Source organism: Pseudomonas sp. B21128, assembly GCF_044218865.1.
In the GTDB taxonomy this organism is placed as follows: domain Bacteria; phylum Pseudomonadota; class Gammaproteobacteria; order Pseudomonadales; family Pseudomonadaceae; genus Aquipseudomonas; species Aquipseudomonas iridis.
This window is the reverse complement of sequence record NZ_CP162590.1, coordinates 5444490-5462219: the sequence shown is the minus strand read 5'-3', so window position 1 is coordinate 5462219 and position 17730 is coordinate 5444490. Positions and strand designations below refer to the sequence as shown.

At 57.8% G+C, this 17730-nt stretch carries 17 protein-coding genes and 1 pseudogene; 14 read left to right on the top strand and 4 right to left on the bottom strand.

Translation table 11 applies throughout. The features are described 5' to 3' along the window. Window positions 1-33: 33 nt before the first annotated feature. The 7 genes from odhB to AB4P91_RS24600 all read left to right on the top strand — a co-directional run bounded on the left by odhB (window position 34) and on the right by AB4P91_RS24600 (window position 8125). Window positions 34-1269: a 2-oxoglutarate dehydrogenase complex dihydrolipoyllysine-residue succinyltransferase gene (gene odhB / locus AB4P91_RS24630; protein ID WP_150594208.1), complete on the top strand. Its 1236-nt coding sequence runs from the start codon at window positions 34-36 to the stop codon at window positions 1267-1269. A 108-nt stretch (window positions 1270-1377) separates the two neighbouring features. Continuing rightward, window positions 1378-2814 carry a dihydrolipoyl dehydrogenase gene (gene lpdA, locus AB4P91_RS24625; protein ID WP_150594207.1) on the top strand — a complete coding sequence of 479 codons (1437 nt, stop codon included), beginning with the start codon at window positions 1378-1380 and terminating at the stop codon, window positions 2812-2814. 183 nt (window positions 2815-2997) lie between these two features. Further along, window positions 2998-4164: an ADP-forming succinate--CoA ligase subunit beta gene (sucC, locus tag AB4P91_RS24620; protein WP_007919879.1), complete on the top strand. Its 1167-nt coding sequence runs from the start codon at window positions 2998-3000 to the stop codon at window positions 4162-4164. Further along, entirely contained in the window at window positions 4164-5045 is an 882-nt protein-coding gene (sucD, locus tag AB4P91_RS24615; RefSeq protein ID WP_042558294.1) for a succinate--CoA ligase subunit alpha, read from the top strand. The genes sucC and sucD overlap by 1 nt, the downstream gene beginning before the upstream one ends. Window positions 5046-5407: 362 nt before the next feature. Further along, a complete protein-coding gene (gene brnQ / locus AB4P91_RS24610; RefSeq protein ID WP_150594206.1) occupies window positions 5408-6721 on the top strand; it encodes a branched-chain amino acid transport system II carrier protein in 1314 nt (437 codons plus the stop codon). Window positions 6722-6986: 265 nt separating this feature from the next. Further along, window positions 6987-7727 carry a DUF599 domain-containing protein gene (locus tag AB4P91_RS24605; protein WP_150597011.1) on the top strand — a complete coding sequence of 247 codons (741 nt, stop codon included), beginning with the start codon at window positions 6987-6989 and terminating at the stop codon, window positions 7725-7727. After that, entirely contained in the window at window positions 7724-8125 is a 402-nt protein-coding gene (locus AB4P91_RS24600) for an MAPEG family protein (protein ID WP_395603895.1), read from the top strand. The genes AB4P91_RS24605 and AB4P91_RS24600 overlap by 4 nt, the downstream gene beginning before the upstream one ends. A 77-nt stretch (window positions 8126-8202) precedes the next feature. On the opposite strand, the gene AB4P91_RS24595 is transcribed toward AB4P91_RS24600, so the two are convergent. Next, window positions 8203-8439, bottom strand: a complete 237-nt coding sequence (locus AB4P91_RS24595; protein WP_007959016.1) for a hypothetical protein — start codon at window positions 8437-8439, stop codon at window positions 8203-8205. Between the two features lie 158 nt (window positions 8440-8597). Here AB4P91_RS24595 and AB4P91_RS24590 point away from each other — a divergent pair, with 158 nt between their 5' ends. The 4 genes from AB4P91_RS24590 to AB4P91_RS24575 all read left to right on the top strand — a co-directional run bounded on the left by AB4P91_RS24590 (window position 8598) and on the right by AB4P91_RS24575 (window position 12306). Further along, window positions 8598-9074, top strand: a complete 477-nt coding sequence (locus tag AB4P91_RS24590; RefSeq protein ID WP_150594203.1) for a PaaI family thioesterase — start codon at window positions 8598-8600, stop codon at window positions 9072-9074. Next, the gene (locus AB4P91_RS24585) at window positions 9071-9523 is read left to right on the top strand and encodes a PaaI family thioesterase (RefSeq protein WP_395603894.1); all 453 of its coding nucleotides are present in this window, start codon (window positions 9071-9073) and stop codon (window positions 9521-9523) included. The genes AB4P91_RS24590 and AB4P91_RS24585 overlap by 4 nt, the downstream gene beginning before the upstream one ends. 81 nt (window positions 9524-9604) lie before the next feature. After that, window positions 9605-11509 carry a molecular chaperone HtpG gene (gene htpG / locus AB4P91_RS24580; protein WP_395603893.1) on the top strand — a complete coding sequence of 635 codons (1905 nt, stop codon included), beginning with the start codon at window positions 9605-9607 and terminating at the stop codon, window positions 11507-11509. Window positions 11510-11577: 68 nt separating this feature from the next. Continuing rightward, window positions 11578-12306, top strand: coding sequence for a dienelactone hydrolase family protein (locus AB4P91_RS24575; protein WP_042558300.1), 729 nt, complete (start codon window positions 11578-11580; stop codon window positions 12304-12306). Between the two features lie 159 nt (window positions 12307-12465). Here AB4P91_RS24575 and AB4P91_RS24570 read toward each other — a convergent pair whose 3' ends face one another. Together AB4P91_RS24570 and AB4P91_RS24565 are read right to left on the bottom strand one after the other, a co-directional pair. Then, the gene (locus tag AB4P91_RS24570) at window positions 12466-13329 is read right to left on the bottom strand and encodes a pirin family protein (protein ID WP_395603892.1); all 864 of its coding nucleotides are present in this window, start codon (window positions 13327-13329) and stop codon (window positions 12466-12468) included. A 61-nt stretch (window positions 13330-13390) separates the two neighbouring features. Then, entirely contained in the window at window positions 13391-13807 is a 417-nt protein-coding gene (locus AB4P91_RS24565) for an OsmC family protein (protein WP_150597006.1), read from the bottom strand. Between the two features lie 127 nt (window positions 13808-13934). Here AB4P91_RS24565 and AB4P91_RS24560 point away from each other — a divergent pair, with 127 nt between their 5' ends. The 3 genes and pseudogenes from AB4P91_RS24560 to AB4P91_RS24550 all read left to right on the top strand — a co-directional run bounded on the left by AB4P91_RS24560 (window position 13935) and on the right by AB4P91_RS24550 (window position 16746). Further along, the gene (locus AB4P91_RS24560) at window positions 13935-14990 is read left to right on the top strand and encodes an amidohydrolase family protein (RefSeq protein ID WP_395603891.1); all 1056 of its coding nucleotides are present in this window, start codon (window positions 13935-13937) and stop codon (window positions 14988-14990) included. Window positions 14991-15090: 100 nt separating this feature from the next. Beyond that, window positions 15091-15843: pseudogene (locus tag AB4P91_RS24555) on the top strand (MCP four helix bundle domain-containing protein); the annotation flags it as partial. Between the two features lie 39 nt (window positions 15844-15882). Then, window positions 15883-16746, top strand: a complete 864-nt coding sequence (locus AB4P91_RS24550) for a methyl-accepting chemotaxis protein (protein WP_395605003.1) — start codon at window positions 15883-15885, stop codon at window positions 16744-16746. Between the two features lie 267 nt (window positions 16747-17013). On the opposite strand, the gene AB4P91_RS24545 is transcribed toward AB4P91_RS24550, so the two are convergent. Then, window positions 17014-17727, bottom strand: coding sequence for a DUF3108 domain-containing protein (locus AB4P91_RS24545; protein WP_042558305.1), 714 nt, complete (start codon window positions 17725-17727; stop codon window positions 17014-17016). Window positions 17728-17730: the final 3 nt, after the last annotated feature.

Here is a 17730-nt window from a genome sequence, read left to right as displayed (position 1 = left end):
GCACCTGAAACCGAATTTAAGGAACTACAGATAATGGCTATCGAGATCAAAGCCCCCACTTTCCCGGAATCGGTTGCCGATGGCACCGTTGCCACCTGGCACAAGCAACCGGGCGACGCCGTCAAGCGTGACGACCTGATCGTCGACATCGAAACTGACAAAGTCGTACTGGAAGTTCTGGCGACTGCCGACGGCGTACTGGGCGCTATCGTCAAGAACGAAGGCGACACTGTTCTGTCCGACGAAGTCCTGGGCTCCATCGAAGCAGGTGGCGCTGCTGCCGCTGCTCCGGCTGCCGCTGCTGCTCCAGCCGCTGCTCCGGCCGCTGCCCAAGCTGCTGCACCTGCTGCCGGCACCGACGAAGATGCTATCGCCGCGCCTGCTGCACGCAAACTGGCTGAAGAAAACGGCATCAACCTGGCGTCCGTCAAAGGCACCGGTAAAGATGGCCGTGTAACCAAGGAAGACGTGGTTGCCGCTGTTGAAGCCAAGAAAGCTGCTCCGGCCGCCGCTCCTGCCAAGGCTGCTGCACCCTCGGCTGCTGCTCCTGTGTTCGCCGCTGGCGACCGCATCGAGAAGCGCGTTCCGATGACCCGCGTTCGTGCCACAGTGGCCAAGCGTCTGGTTGAAGCGCAGTCGAACATGGCGATGCTGACCACTTTCAACGAAGTCGACATGACTGAAGTCATGGCGCTGCGTTCGAAGTACAAAGACCTGTTCGAGAAGTCGCACAACGGCGTACGTCTGGGCTTCATGTCGTTCTTCGTGAAGGCTGCTACCGAAGCGCTGAAACGCTTCCCGGCTGTCAACGCTTCGATCGACGGTGCCGACATCGTTTACCACGGCTATGCCGACGTAGGTGTTGCTGTTTCCAGCGACCGCGGTCTGGTGGTTCCGGTTCTGCGTAACGCCGAATTGATGAGCCTGGCTGAAATCGAAGGCGGCATCGCCACCTTCGGCAAGAAAGCCCGTGACGGCAAACTGTCGATGGACGAGATGACCGGTGGTACCTTCACCATCACCAACGGTGGTACCTTCGGTTCGATGATGTCGACCCCGATCGTCAACCCGCCGCAGGCAGCGATTCTGGGCATGCACAACATCATCCAGCGTCCGATGGCCATCAACGGTCAGGTCGTTATCCGTCCGATGATGTACCTTGCACTGTCCTACGATCACCGTCTGATCGATGGCAAAGAAGCTGTGACCTTCCTGGTGACCATCAAGAACCTGCTGGAAGATCCAGCTCGTCTGTTGCTGGATATCTAAAAAGCAGCTGCAAGCTTTCAGCTACAAGCCTCAAGCTCAAGGCGAGCGGGTGGGCTTGCAGCTTGAAGCTTGCGGCTTGTAGCTTTATTGCTAAAGAGGATTTTTTGAATGTCGCAGAAATTTGACGTAGTAGTGATCGGTGCGGGCCCTGGTGGCTATGTGGCTGCCATCAAGGCTGCGCAGCTGGGTCTGACCACTGCCTGCATCGAGAAGTACACCGACGCCGAAGGCAAGCAAGCCCTGGGCGGCACCTGCCTGAACGTCGGCTGCATTCCTTCCAAGGCGCTGCTCGACAGCTCCTGGAAATACAAGGAAGCGAAAGAAAGCTTCAACGTTCACGGTATCTCGACCGGCGAAGTCAAAATGGACGTTGCTGCGATGGTTGGCCGCAAGGCTGGCATCGTCAAGAACCTGACCGGCGGCGTTGCCACTCTGTTCAAGGCCAACGGCGTTACTTCGATCCAGGGCCACGGCAAACTGCTGGCCGGCAAGAAAGTCGAAGTCACCAAGCCAGACGGCTCGGTAGAAATCATCGACGCTGAAAACGTCATCCTGGCACCAGGTTCGCGTCCGATCGACATCCCGCCGGCTCCGGTTGACCAGAATGTCATCGTCGATTCGACTGGCGCACTGGAATTCCAGGCCGTACCTAAGCGTCTGGGCGTTATCGGCGCTGGCGTGATCGGTCTGGAACTGGGTTCGGTATGGTCGCGTCTGGGTTCGCAAGTGGTTGTCCTCGAAGCATTGGACACCTTCCTGATGGCAGCGGACACCGCTGTTTCCAAGGAAGCGCTGAAAACCCTGACCAAGCAAGGTCTGGACATCAAGCTGGGCGCTCGCGTCACCGGTTCTAAAGTGAATGGCGACGAAGTCGTTGTGAACTACACCGATGCCAACGGCGAACAGACCATCACTTTCGACAAGCTGATCGTAGCCGTTGGTCGCCGTCCGGTGACCACTGATCTGCTGGCGGCCGACAGCGGCGTGACCCTGGACGAGCGCGGTTTCGTGCACGTTGACGATCACTGCGCTACCACCGTACCGGGCGTTTTCGCCATCGGTGACGTGGTTCGCGGCATGATGCTGGCTCACAAGGCTTCGGAAGAAGGCATCATGGTTGTCGAGCGCATCAAGGGCCACAAAGCCCAGATGAACTATGACCTGATCCCTTCGGTTATTTATACTCACCCGGAAATCGCGTGGGTTGGCAAAACCGAGCAGGCCTTGAAAGCTGAAGGCGTTGAAGTTAACGTCGGCACCTTCCCGTTCGCCGCTTCCGGCCGTGCCATGGCCGCCAACGATACCGGTGGTTTCGTCAAGGTCATCGCTGATGCCAAGACTGACCGCGTATTGGGCGTGCATGTAATTGGTCCGAGCGCTGCAGAACTGGTTCAGCAGGGCGCGATCGGTATGGAATTCGGCACCAGCGCTGAAGACCTGGGCATGATGGTTTTCTCCCATCCGACCCTGTCTGAAGCCTTGCACGAAGCTGCTCTGGCTGTGAATGGCGGCGCCATCCACATTGCCAACCGCAAGAAGCGTTAACAGACAATAAGAAACCACGGCGGTAACGGCCCGTCGTGAGCCTTGCGAGCAAGACTCACCGCGGAATGTCCGCTGGACGCAGTCTTGCGTAGCTCAGCTACGCAAGCAGCAGTCACAGGTGGCGCGGCACTCATCACGAGCGCAGCGCCGAATGCGCAGTACCTAACGAAGACGGTAAAAAGCATGAATCTTCACGAGTATCAGGGTAAGCAGCTGTTCGCTGAATACGGCCTGCCAGTTTCCACTGGTTACGCAGTAGACACCCCAGAAGCAGCAGCAGAAGCTTGCGACAAAATCGGCGGCAGCGAGTGGGTTGTCAAAGCCCAGGTCCACGCCGGTGGTCGCGGTAAAGCGGGCGGCGTCAAGCTGGTTCGCAGCAAAGAAGACGCCAAAGCCTTCGCACAGCAGTGGCTGGGCAAGCGTCTGGTGACTTACCAGACTGACGCCAATGGCCAGCCAGTCACCAAGATCCTGGTTGAATCGTGCACTGATATCGCTAAAGAGCTGTACCTGGGCGCTGTCGTTGACCGTTCGAGCCGTCGCATCGTGTTCATGGCTTCCACCGAAGGTGGCGTGGACATCGAGAAAATCGCTCACGACACTCCAGAAAAAATTCTGAAAGCCACTATCGATCCACTGGTTGGCGCTCAGCCATTCCAGGGTCGCGAGCTGGCATTCCAGTTGGGTCTGGAAGGCAAGCAGGTTGCTCAGTTCGCCAAGATCTTCGTAGGTCTGGCCAAGCTGTTCAAGGATCACGACCTGGCTCTGCTGGAAGTGAACCCGCTGGTGATCAAGGCTGACGGCGATCTGCACTGCCTCGACGCCAAGATCAACATCGACGCCAACGCAATGTACCGTCAGCCTAAGCTGAAGACTTTCCACGATCCGTCGCAAGACGATCCGCGCGAAGCGCACGCTGCCAAGTTCGAACTGAACTACGTAGCGCTGGAAGGCAACATCGGCTGCATGGTCAACGGTGCTGGCCTGGCCATGGGTACCATGGACATCGTCAACCTGCATGGCGGCAAGCCAGCCAACTTCCTCGACGTAGGTGGTGGCGCTACCAAAGAACGCGTCACTGAAGCGTTCAAGATCATTCTGTCCGACACCAACGTCGCTGCAGTACTGGTCAACATCTTCGGCGGCATCGTTCGCTGCGACATGATTGCCGAAGGCATCATCGGCGCTGTGAAAGAAGTCGGCGTAAAAATCCCGGTTGTTGTTCGCCTTGAAGGCAACAACGCTGAGCTGGGCGCTAAAGTACTGGCAGAAAGCGGTTTGAACATCATCGCTGCTACCAGCCTGACCGACGCTGCTCAACAAGTTGTTAAAGCTGCGGAGGGCAAATAATGAGCGTCCTGATCAATAAAGACACCAAAGTTATCTGCCAGGGTATTACCGGTTCGCAAGGTAGTTTCCACACCCAGCAAGCCATCGAATACGGCACCAAGATGGTCGGTGGCGTTACGCCTGGTAAAGGCGGCACCGAGCACCTGGGTCTGCCAGTGTTCAACACCGTGAAAGATGCTGTTGCTCAAACTGGCGCCACCGCCAGCGTGATCTACGTTCCAGCTCCTTTCTGCAAGGACTCGATCCTGGAAGCGGCTTTCGGCGGCATCAAGCTGATCGTCTGCATCACCGAAGGCATTCCTACCCTGGACATGCTGGACGCTAAAGTTAAGTGCGACGAGCTGGGCGTAGTCCTGATCGGCCCTAACTGCCCAGGCGTGATCACCCCAGGCGAATGCAAGATCGGCATCATGCCAGGTCACATTCACTTGCCAGGCAAGGTCGGTATCGTTTCGCGTTCCGGCACCCTGACCTACGAAGCTGTGAAGCAGACGACTGACGCCGGTTTCGGCCAGTCGACTTGCGTCGGCATCGGTGGTGACCCGATCCCGGGTTCGAACTTCATCGACATCCTGAAGCTGTTCCAGGAAGACCCGAAGACCGAAGCGATCGTGATGATCGGTGAGATCGGCGGTTCGGCTGAAGAAGAAGCGGCTGCCTACATCAAGGCACACGTGACCAAGCCGGTTGTTTCCTACATCGCTGGTGTGACTGCTCCTCCGGGCAAGCGCATGGGCCATGCTGGCGCAATCATCTCTGGCGGCAAAGGCACTGCAGACGAGAAGTTTGCTGCCCTGGAAGACGCAGGCGTTAAAACCGTGCGTTCGCTGGCAGACATCGGCAAGGCTTTGTCCGAGCTGACCGGTTGGGCTGTCAAGTAAGCTTCCCGCTTAGCTGACGCTTTACCAAACAAAGGCCACCTTCGGGTGGCCTTTGTCGTTTCAGAGCGGTTGCAAGCTTCAAGTTGCTGGCTACAAGACAAAAGCTTGCCGCTTGAAACTTGTAGCCTGGAGCGGCTTTTCATACATAAACGCGACACGGAAACGTCGCGTATCGGATAGTTCGCCCTCTAACAGTGCGTTTGTCAGGCAAATTCGTTAGGCTAGCAGCCATTTTTGCGTCTGCCGCCCACAAGGCATGCACCGCGCGTTACGGGTCAGTCCCATACGGATTGACAGCATTTCCCTAATCCCAAAGGGCAATCCCCCTCTAAATTCCGATTCAGTAGTGTGGTATTTCCTTAATGAAAGTTTTGAAAGGTCAGGACATCCTGGCGCTCGGTTTTATGACGTTTGCCCTGTTCGTTGGGGCCGGTAACATCATCTTCCCGCCTATCGTCGGTTTGCAGGCCGGACCTCACGTCTGGATGGCGGCACTGGGCTTTTTGATCACCGCAGTCGGTTTGCCGGTGATCACCGTGGTTGCGCTGGCCAAGGTCGGTGGAGCGATGGACGCCCTGAGCAGCCCGATCGGCAAAATTGCCGGTGGTGTGCTGGCTGCCGCGTGCTACCTGGCGGTCGGCCCGCTGTTCGCTACCCCGCGTACTGCAACCGTGTCGTTCGAAGTGGGCTTGGCGCCGTTGACCGGCGAGAGCCCGTTGGCGCTGTTCCTCTACAGCTCGGTTTATTTCCTGCTGGTGTTCTTCATCTCGCTGTATCCGGGCCGTTTGCTGGATACCGTCGGGCGTTTCCTCGCGCCGTTGAAGATCATCGCGCTGGCCGTCCTGGGCATCGCTGCCTTCGCCTTGCCGGCCGGGGATATCGGTCAGGGCACGCCTGAATACGTGGCGGCGCCGTTCTCCCAGGGGTTCATTAATGGTTATCTGACCATGGATACCCTCGGCGCATTGGTGTTCGGCATCGTCATCGTTAACGCAATTCGCTCCCGTGGCGTCGAGTCGCCAGCGCTGATCACCCGTTACGCGATCATCGCCGGGCTGATTGCCGGTGTCGGTCTGGCGCTGGTGTATGTCAGCCTGTTCCGTCTCGGTTCGGGTAGCCATGAAGTGGCTGTCGGTGCCACCAACGGTGCGGCGGTATTGCACGCTTATGTGCAACACACCTTCGGCTCGTTGGGCAGCGGTTTCCTTGCGGTGTTGATCTCGCTGGCGTGTCTGGTGACGGCGGTGGGCCTGACCTGCGCCTGCGCCGAATATTTCAGCCGCGTGCTGCCACTGTCCTACAAGACGCTAGTGATCATTCTTGCTGTGTTCTCCCTGTTGGTGTCCAACCTGGGCCTGACGAACCTCATTGCCTTCTCGATTCCGGTGCTGACGGCGATTTACCCACCGTGCATCGTTCTGGTCGCCCTGAGTTTCTGCTCGAGCTTCTGGAACGAGCAGGTGCGCATCGTCGGCCCGGTCATGCTGGTGTCGTTCCTGTTCGGCTGCGTTGACGCGCTCAAAGGCGCCGATCTGGCAGGCTGGATGCCTGGACCGCTCGCAACGCTGCCACTGAGTGAGCAGGGCCTTGCATGGCTGATCCCGTCCGTGATCACGCTGGTGTTCGCCGTGGCGATCGATAACGCCTTGGGCAAACGTCGTAGTGCCATCGCCTGACGTTCACCAGGCCCGTCATAAGCGGGCCGGTGACGCTTAAACAGAAATGCCCCGTATCAATCGATACGGGGCATTTTTTATGGGCATCAGGCAGTGTCTTTTTCCGTGAGCTAGCGTCGAAGGGTTGCACAGGTTTTAGGTAGGAGGAGCTTGCTCGCGAAAGCGGTGGATCAGCCAGCATTGACGCTGACTGTACAATCGTCTTCGCGAGCAAGCTTGCTCCTACAGGTCATCGGTACAGCGCCAACACATCACAAGGAACCGCATGTCGTTCATCCAGGCCAATCTGATTCATCTGCTCGCCGCACTCTGGTTTGTCATCTGTTGGGGCGGCTACACCCGATACGCCAGTTGGAAGGCTCGCGACACCGCGTGTCTGGCCAGCGTGTTGCACCTGTACCGCGAAGACTGGATGCGCCGCATGTTGCTGCGCGACAACCGCATCGCGGACGCCAGCGTGATCGGCAACCTGGAACGTAACGCCTCGTTCTTCGCTTCCAGCACCCTGATCATCCTTGCCGGTATCCTCACCGTGCTGGGCGCTTCCGACCGTGCGGTGTCATTGCTGGCGGATATTCCAATGGTGCAGCAGGCCTCGCAAGGCATGTCGGAGATCAAGTTGCTGTGCCTGGCAATGGTATTTGTCTACGCGTTTTTCACGTTCAGCTGGTGCATGCGCCAGTACAACTTTGCGGCGATTCTGGTGGGCTCGGCGCCGATGATCGGTGAGCGACAAGTCTCCGAGCTGGAGCGCAAAGCCTTCGCTTCGCGAGCGGCGCGGGTAATTTCGATGGCGGCCAACCAGTTCAACTTCGGCCTGCGCTCGTACTACTTCGGCATGAGTATGCTGGCGTGGTTTGTCAGCCCTTGGTTGTTCATGCTGATGAGTGCCGCAGTGGTCGTCGTCTTGTACCGCCGCGAGTTTCATTCCGACGTTCTGGATGTCATGGTCTATACCCCTACAGAGGCGCCCATTCCCGAGGCGAACAAAGAGGTCGTTTCATGAGTATTCCGTTCTGGTGTGTGTTTGTCAGTGCTCTGTTGATTTATATCGCGCGCCTGCCAGTGGGCAAGGCCATGAAAGAGCAGGGCGGTTACAACAACCACCTGCCGCGTCAACAGCAGGCACAGCTCACGGGTTACGGCGCGAGGGCGCTGGCGGCGCACCAGAACAGCATCGAGGCGTTCATATTGTTCGCAGTGGGGGTGCTTATGGCGCATACCACGCAAACGGCGGGATGGCTGATCGATACCTTGGCGATCATTTTTGTCATCGCCCGGATCCTCTACGTGTGGCTCTATCTGGCAGATAAGCCTGCGTTGCGCAGCTTGATCTGGCTGGTCGGCCTGGTGTGTTCGTTGTTGCTGATGATTAGTCCGACTTTTAGAACTGTTCTGCTCTAAAAAGTCATTGCCAATAAAACGCAGGCAAAAGAAAACCCGCACTTGGCGGGTTTTCTTTTGTCACACCAGAAAGCGGATTATTGCTTTTTGGCAGCTTCTTCTTGTGCAGCGGCGTTCGATTCGGCCTGAGCTTTGGCAGCTTCGGCGTTTTCTTTCGCAGCGTCGTTCACTTTATCCTGAGCTTTGTTCATGTCTTGCTGAGCTTGTTCAGCATGTTGGTTTGCATCTTGAGCTTTGTCCTCGGATTTTTTATCGCAGGCAGCGAGACCGAGGGAAGCGGTCAACATCAAGGCAATAGCTAAAGTCTTACGCATGGGGTGTTTCTCCTTATGGAAAATAACTACTGGCCTTAAGAACTCAGCGCTGAGGGTTAAGTTCCTCATTTGTTTCAGATATATAAGATCTTTTTTCAGTGGAACTTTTGCGGTTTTTCTTACTACTGGCAAAAGTCTCTAACGAGAGTAATTATCATATGGCTGAAAACCCCGTTTTTGAGCGTGCGACGCGATTTCTTTCGGCGTTGCGACACTGCCAGGTCCTTGGGTTGCAAGTGCACAGCGCTTCTACCGATGGGCTCACGGTGATCCTGCCATACAGCACGAAAATCGTCGGTAACCCGCAGACAGGCGTGATACACGGAGGCGCTATCACTTCGTTGATGGACACCGCGTGCGGCATGTCGACCCTGTGCGTACTGCCGGAATTCGAAGTCTGCCCGACCCTCGATCTGCGCATCGACTACATGCACGCCGCAGAACCCAACAAAGCCGTTTACGGCTTCGCCCAATGTTATCGAGTGACGACCGATGTGATCTTCGCCCGCGGCTTCGCCTACCAGGACGATCCCGAGCAGCCGATTGCCCACGTCGTTGGCACGTTCATGCGCATGGGCAAAAACATCAGGGGCACCAAGGGTTTTGGTGGCGCTATCAAGGGAGAGGGCCAATGAGCGCCGACCTTAAGGATCAGTTGCAGCGGGCCCATGCGCGAGGCGACTACGCACCGCTGCTCACGTTGATTCCGTATGCCGGGCTGATCGGCATCGAGTGCTCTCGCGTAGGCGATGACTTGCTGTTCAAGCTGCCGGCGAATAAGGACAACATTGGTAACCCTTTATTGCCGGCGATTCATGGCGGGGTGATTGCCGGGTTCATGGAACTGGCCGCAGCCCTGCATTTATTGATTTTTACCGGGGCGCCGGGCGTGCCGAAGATCATCGATTTTTCCCTCGATTACCTGCGCGCCGGGCAGTTTCGCGACACCTGGGCCAGGTGTCAGGTCTGCCGACAGGGGCGGCGGGTGGCGAACGTTGCGATCACGGCGTGGCAAAGTACCGAAAGCGAACCGATTGCCACGGCGCGGGCGCATTTCAAAATCGATGAGCCCTTGAAATCCTGAACACTGCCCCAAACTCAGATGACAACCCGCCGCAGACCATTCGGGTCGCGGCCAATGCCATCTGATTGGAGTTTGATGACCATGAGTGTGGAAACTCAAAAGGAAACCCTGGGCTTCCAGACCGAGGTGAAGCAGCTGCTGCACCTCATGATCCATTCGCTGTATTCCAACAAGGAAATCTTCCTTCGCGAATTGATCTCGAACGCCTCTGACGCTGTCGACAAGCTGCGCTTCGAAGCCCTGGCCAAGCCTGAGTTGCTCGAAGGTGGCGCAGATCTGAAAATCCGTGTGAGCTTCGACAAGGACGCCAAGACCGTCACCCTCGAAGACAACGGTATCGGCATGAACCGTGACGATGTGATCACCCATCTGGGGACCATTGCCAAGTCGGGCACCGCCGATTTCATGAAAAATCTGTCGGGCGATCAGAAAAAAGATTCGCACCTGATCGGCCAGTTCGGTGTTGGCTTCTACTCGGCCTTCATCGTTGCCGACCAGGTTGACGTGTACAGCCGTCGCGCCGGCACTCCGGTCAGCGAGGGCGTGCACTGGTCGTCGAAAGGCGAGGGCGAGTTCGAAGTCGCCACCATCGAAAAGCCTGAGCGCGGCACTCGCATCGTCCTGCATCTGAAAGCTGCAGAAGACGAGTTCGCCGATGGCTGGCGTCTGCGCAACATCATCAAGAAGTACTCCGACCATATCGCTTTGCCGATCGAGCTGCCGAAAGAAGTCACGGCTGCCGAAGGCGAAGAGGCGCCAGCGCTCGAGTGGGAAACCGTCAACCGCGCCAGTGCCCTTTGGACTCGTCCGCGCACCGAAGTGAAAGACGAGGAATACCAGGAGTTCTACAAGCACATCGCCCACGATTTCGAGAACCCGCTGGCCTGGAGCCACAACAAGGTTGAAGGCAAACTCGAATATAGCTCGTTGCTCTACGTGCCGGCCCGCGCACCGTTCGATTTGTACCAGCGTGAAGCGCCGAAAGGCCTGAAGCTGTATGTGCAACGCGTGTTCGTGATGGATCAGGCCGAGTCGTTCCTGCCGCTCTACCTGCGCTTCATCAAAGGCGTGGTCGACTCCAACGACCTGTCGCTGAACGTGTCGCGGGAAATTCTGCAGAAAGACCCGATCATCGACTCGATGAAGTCGGCGCTGACCAAGCGTGTGCTCGACATGCTGGAAAAACTGGCGAAGAACGAGCCTGAGCAATACAAGGGCTTCTGGAAGAACTTTGGTCAGGTCATGAAAGAAGGCCCGGCAGAAGACTTCGCCAACAAGGAGAAAATCGCGGGTCTTCTGCGTTTCGCGTCGACCAACGGCGACGACGGTGAGCAGATCGTCGGTCTGGCTGACTACCTGGCACGCGCCAAGGAAGGTCAGGACAAGATCTACTACCTCACCGGCGAAACCTACGCGCAGGTCAAAAACAGCCCGCACCTGGAAGTCTTCCGCAAGAAAGGCATCGAAGTGCTGCTGCTGACCGACCGTATCGACGAGTGGCTGATGAGCTACCTCAGCGACTTCGACGGCAAGTCGTTTGTCGACGTGGCACGCGGTGACCTGGACCTGGGCAATCTGGACTCGGAAGAGGACAAGAAAGCCGCAGAAGAAGTCGCCAAGTCCAAAGAAGGTCTGGTCGAGCGTCTGAAAACCGCGCTGGGCGATTCCGTTGCTGAAGTGCGGGTTTCCCATCGTCTGACCGATTCGCCGGCCATTCTGGCCATCGGCGAACAGGACCTGGGTCTGCAAATGCGTCAGATCCTCGAGGCCAGCGGTCAGAAGGTGCCGGATTCGAAGCCTATCTTCGAATTCAACCCGAGCCACCCGCTGATCGAGAAACTCGACGGCGAGCAGAGCGAAGAGCGGTTTGGCGACCTGTCGCACATCCTCTTCGATCAGGCAGCCCTGGCTGCCGGCGACAGCTTGAAGGACCCGGCCGCTTATGTGCGCCGCTTGAACAAGCTGCTGGTCGAACTGTCGGTTTGATGAAGTTGTAAAAAAACCCGCTTCGGCGGGTTTTTTCATTCTGGTGTTCAAGTAATCAGGAGTCAGAAATGAGCCAAGTTACGGTACGTTCCGTGATCTATCAGATTGATGGCCAGCCTTATGAAGGTCGGCTTGCATTCGACGCCGAGCACAAAGGCGCGCGTCCGGGTTTGTTGATGGCGCCGAACTGGATGGGCGTCAGCGCTGGCGCTGAAGAAATCGCCAGGTCGGTGGCGGCCAAGGGCTACGTGGTGTTGATCGCTGATGTCTACGGTCAGGCCGTGCGTCCGCAGAACGCTGATCAGGCCGGTGCGGCGATGATGCCGCTCAAGGATGATCGTGCACTGCTGCGCACGCGTATGCAGGCTGCGTTCGAGCAGTTGCAGACCCAGGGCGAAGCGGCAGTCGATACGTCGAAGCTGGCGGTGTTCGGTTTCTGCTTTGGCGGTTGCTGCGCGCTGGATCTGGCGCGCACCGGTGCGCCGGTGAAAGCGGCGGTGTCGTTCCACGGCACGCTGGATTCACCGAACCCTGCGGATGCGCAGAACATCAAAGGCTCGGTACTGGTGCTTCACGGCGCGTCCGATCCGTTGGTGCCGAAGGAGCAGTTGCCGGCCTTCGAAGACGAGATGAACGCGGCGAAGGTGGATTGGCAATTGCTCAGTTACGGCGGTGCGGTGCACTCGTTTACCGACCCGCACGCCAATGTGCCGGGCAAGATGATGTACGACGCGAAGACGGCCAAACGGGCGTTCAAGTCGATGCATGATTTGCTGGATGAAGTGTTCAGCGGCTGATTCAGTTGTCAGGCACTGACTTGGGCGGTGTCTGACGGGGCCTCATCGCTGGCAAGCCAGCTCCCACAGTTATCGCGCCGTTAGCAAAGCCTGTGTTCGACGCGAAATCCTGTGGGAGCTGGCTTGCCAGCGATGGCTGACTCAAAGGCAATAAAAATTTCAGGGCAGTTCGATCCGCTCACTTTCCCCCGGCACCGTCGGCCATTCCCCGGCCGCCCATTTGCGTCGAGCCTCATCAATCGCCGCCGGATCGCTCGCAACAAAATTCCAGTTGATCCGCCTTGGGCCATCCAGCGGTGCGCCGCCGAACACCACCGCGTGAACCTCGCTCTCGGCAAACAGACTCATTTCTTCCCCAACCGGCAACACCACCAGCGCATGGGATTCGACCGTTTCGCCGTTAAGTTGTGCATCGCCACTCAATACATACAGCGCCCGCTCTTCATGCTCTGAGGGAACAAGCAATGTGGTCGCCGTTTGCATCTTCACTTCGGCATACAACGTAGGAGAAAGCACCGGAACGGGCGATTCCAGACAAAAGCCTGACCCGGCAATCATCCGAATCTGCACGCCGAGGTTATCGCTGACTGGCAGGGTTGCTGCCGGGTGATGACTGTAATGCCCCGGGCCTTGTTCGTGATCCTTGGGCGAGGCTAGCCAGATCTGCAAGCCGTGCATCGTGAAACTCTGATCCCACAGCGGCGCCGGCGTGCGTTCAACGTGGGCAATCGCGCTGCCGGCGGTCATCCAGCTGACATCGCCAGCGCTGACTACCTGATCGGAGCCCAGGCTGTCCTTGTGCTGAAGTTGGCCTTCAAACAAATAGGTCAGTGTCGACAGGCCAATGTGCGGATGCTGTCGGATGTTCATGCCTTTGCCCGTCGGATAAACCGTTTCGAGCATGTGATCAAAAAACACGAATGGCCCGACGCTGCGGCATTTGGCTGACGGCAACGGGCGAAGAATCGGCTGGCCTTCGACGTCTTCGGCTCGCGGGCGGATGATCAGGGGTTGCGTGTCCATGGTGCATTCCAGGCTGAGCGGGTGATGCCAGGAGCATAACCCGCCGCTGGCATCAGGAGGGTTATTGGCTGTCGAAGCCCTGTGGGGCATGGGTTTCGATGCTGACTTCGCTGGTGGTCATGAGCTTGTGGATCGGGCAGCGGTCGGCGACTCGCAGCAGTTCCTCGCGTTGGGCGTCTGTGAGCACGCCTTTGAGGGTGAGGGTGACGTGCAGAGCGTATTTGCCTTTCTGCTCTTCACTGTTATCGCGTTTGACCTCGACTCCCACGCCGGTCAGCGGGATGTCTTTCTTCTTCGCGTACATCTTCACGGTCAGGGCCTTGCAGGCGCCGAGTGCGGCGTCGAAGTAATCGTGCGGCTCTGGCGCCGTGCCTTCGCCGCCGGCAGAGGCCGGTACGTCGGCAAACAGTTCGTGTTCATCGATCTGGACAGTGTGACGAAAACCTTCAGCGGAGACGGTATTGACGGTAACGGTCATGTGAACCTCACTGGCAGCAGGAAAAGTCGTTCGATCAAAAAGACCTTGCAGTTATAGAGCATTGCCAGCGGCACGCGTTCCACTTTCCTGCGGGATGAACCCTTGGGGGCAGGGCGGGGTCTAGGCTATGCCTACTTGTCGGAGATTAATTGTGTCCCTGTATCGTTTGAGTCTTGCCTGCCTGCTGGTGTTTGCCGGTAACGCCAGCGCCCGCGAATACACCTACAGCGATGCGCACCTGCACTACGTGGATTTTTTCCAGGAAACCGCCGGCATGGCGAAATTGCTGACGGCCATGAAAGAAAACTCCATTGAGCATGTGATGATTTCCGGCATTCCCGTGGCGAAGAAGTGGCATGAGGATGAACCGAAACGCCCGCGCTATTACGCCGGTGATGATGCCGACGCCTATTGGTACAGCGCCACCGACGTGATCGTCGCTGATGCCGTGCAAAAACTGACGCCTGAGCAGCGGCCGTACTTTCATCCGTTTCTGTCAGGCTTCAACCCTAACGACAAGAACTCCGCCGCGCATATTCAGCGCATGCTCAAACTGTATCCGGGGCTGTGGCAAGGCATTGGCGAAGTGTTCACACGGCATGACGACCTGACGGCGCTGACGTCCGGTGACACGCCGCGCGCCAACAACGAGGCGATGACCAAGATTTATCATCTGGCGGCAGAAAACGATCTGCCGGTAATGGTGCATTCCAATATCACTTCCAAACGTGAGAGAAATCCGCTGTACCTGCAGGAAATCGAAGAGCCGCTGCGTAATCACCCGCACACACGGTTCATCTGGGCGCACGCCGGCACCAGCGCGGAAATCCATCGGCACCAGACACAACTCGACTTTCTCCTGCCGACCCTCACGCGCATGCTCGAGGCGTATCCGAATCTGTTCATTGATCTGTCGTGGAGCATGCTCACGCCGTATCTGCTGGATGAACACGGCAAGCCGCGCCCGGAATGGCTGGCGCTGGTTAAAAAATACCCGGAGCGCTTCATGCTCGGCTCGGATGTCGTAGGGCGATTCAACAAGCTCGATGAGGAAATGCACAACTTCGTGCCTTTCCTTGATGCGCTTCCCGAAGAAATTGCACAAAAGATCGCTCGCGATAACTTCCTGGCGATATTGCCGCGAACAGCGCTCAAATCCGGCAAAACGCCGCTGAATCGTTAATGCCGCGGGTTAGAAGTATTAAGGCGTTTTGATATCACGTTTTCGTCTTACGCAAATTCTTTCCGGGCCGATACCTTCTAGAGCAACCCGCTGTAGGTTGATGCAGCGCTTTTGGAAGGAAGCCAAATTAATGAGTATCCGTAGTCTCAATATTGCCCCGCGTGCCGGCCTCGGTTTTGGTCTGTTGGCGTTGATGGTGTGCGCCCTCGGGGCGTTTGCTCTGCTACAAATGTCGAACATGCGCGCTCAGTCCGACGAGGTCGACAATAACTGGCTGCCGAGCGTGATGGCGGTCGGCGAGATGAGTCAGGACATGTTGCGCCTGCGCGCGCTGACCATGCGCCTGTTGCTCAATCGTGATCCGCAGGCGTTGCAGCAGAATGTTGCCAAACTCAATGACCTGCGCGAAGGGCTGAATGAGGCCCAGCAGCGTTATGACGTGCTGATCGTGCTGCCTGAAGAGCGCCAATTGTTTGATCGCTTCAAGGTGGCCGAGCATCAATATCTGGAGCTTCAAGCGCAAGTCTTGCAGCTGTCTGCGCAGAACCGGGTGGAGGAGGCGGCGCGCATTCTCAATGGCGAGATGAGCCCGTTGGCCGATGAAATCGCCGTCGTCCTGCGTCAGTTGGTCGAACTGAACAAACACAATGCCAATCTCGCCACCGAGGGCGCGCGGCTGGTGTTCACTCAATCACGGGTTTGGGTCGGGGTCATGATCGGCGTTACCGCGCTGATCACCATCGGCCTGGCGCTGTTGCTGACGCGCAGCATCGTCTTGCCATTGGCGCAGTCCTTAAGCGTGGCGCAAGTAGTGGCCGGCGGCGATCTTACCGGTGACATCAGCATTTCCGGCAAGGACGAGCCGGCGCGGCTGCTGCAAGCGCTCAAAAGCATGCAGCACAACCTGCGCGACACGATTCGGCAAATTTCCGAGTCGTCCAGTCAGTTGGCTTCGGCGTCGGAAGAGCTGAGTTGCGTCACGGAAGACGCGACGCGTGGGCTGCACCAGCAGAGTCTGGAAATCGAACAGGCGGCGACAGCGGTCAATCAGATGACGGCGGCAGTGGAGGAGGTGGCCAGCAATGCCGTGGCGACCTCCGAGGCCTCGCGCGAATCCGATCGCATTGCCCAGCATGGCCGCGAGCAGGTGCAGCAGACCGTATCGTCAATCGAATCCCTCGCCGAGGATGTGACGGCCAATGCGACGCAGATGGAAGATCTGGCGCAGAAGGTTCATGGCATCAGCAAAGTGCTGGATGTGATCCGCTCGATCGCCGAGCAGACCAATCTGCTGGCGTTGAACGCGGCGATCGAAGCCGCACGGGCTGGCGATGCCGGGCGCGGTTTTGCAGTGGTCGCGGATGAGGTGCGGGCGCTGGCGCATCGCACTCAGCAGTCGACTCAGGAAATCGAGCAGATGATCGGTGGCATTCAGCAAGGCACGGATTCAGCGGTCGGTTCGATGCAGCAGAGCAATGTGCGGGCGCGTGCGACGCTGGACCTGGCCAAGTCGGCCGGCACTGCGCTGGAGGAAATTGCTTCGGCATTCACCGTGATCAACGAGCGCAATCTGGTGATCGCCAGTGCTTCGGAAGAGCAAGCGGCGGTGGCGCGGGAGGTGGATCGCAATTTGATGAATATTCGTGATCTGGCGATGCAGACGTCGGCAGGTGCGAATCAGACCAGTGCAGCGAGCCAGGAGTTGTCGCGATTGGCGGTGGATTTGAACAGCATGGTGGCCAGGTTTTCAGTTTGAGTGTGGGGTGATCCCGGGGTGGCCCTCTCCCAAGGGGAGAGGGGACAGACCGTGGGAGAGTGGCAAGTTACGCCGACCTGATCTCGCTTTGGAGAACCAATAATCGACTCGATCTAACAGGCCGACGTATAGCGCCAGACATCTCGCTCAGCCCCCTCTCCCTCGGGAGAGGGCTGGGGTGAGGGGCGAGCCTCGCACCATTCTTCAGGCCAACATTCAGGCAATAAAAAGCCCCGCAATCGCGGGGCTTTTTCACATCACTTCGGATCAGCTGCCTTTCACAGCCTTGCCGTTGACCGTGCCGTCCTGGAGCATGATGTTGTACTCCTTGCCGTCGGTTTCAACTTGTTGCAAGCGAACCAGCAGGTAATCCCAATCCTTGGCGAACCAGAGGACGGTGATGCGCTTGCTTTGTGTCGGGTCGCGTACGCGCTCGACCTTGATCGCATCGATCTTGCCTGCCTTGGTGTCGACTTTTTCCGAGCCAAGCACGCGGAAGTCATAGGTATCGATCTCGCCGTCATCGACCACTTGGTAGCTCATGGTCTTCTTGCCGGCGGCGACGTCATGTTGCAGTGCCAGCTGATAAGTCGATTTGTCGACCATGCCACGGTTCAGCGGGATTTTCACCGCATCGCCACGGTCGGTGCCGGTGACCAGTTTGTTGGTCCAGTCGAAGTCCAGATCAGCTTTTTTCGCTTTGCCCAGACCGCCACGTTCGAAGTGGTAGGACTGAGGCAGCAGGGTGTCTTTGTCCAGGGTCAGGGTGCTGGTCTCGGTGAGGCTGGCGATCATCATCGACGCCTTGAAGCTGAGCGTCCAGACGCCTTTGGCATCCTTTGACAGGCTGCGCTCGGCAGTGCCGCTCATCGGCAGCTGTTTCCAGTCGGCGGTGTAGCTGGCGGAGAACGGTTGAAGGTCTGCCGCCTGCGCGAAAGGCAGGGCGAGCAGTGCGCAAGCAAATAGCAGGGCGCGACGCATAAT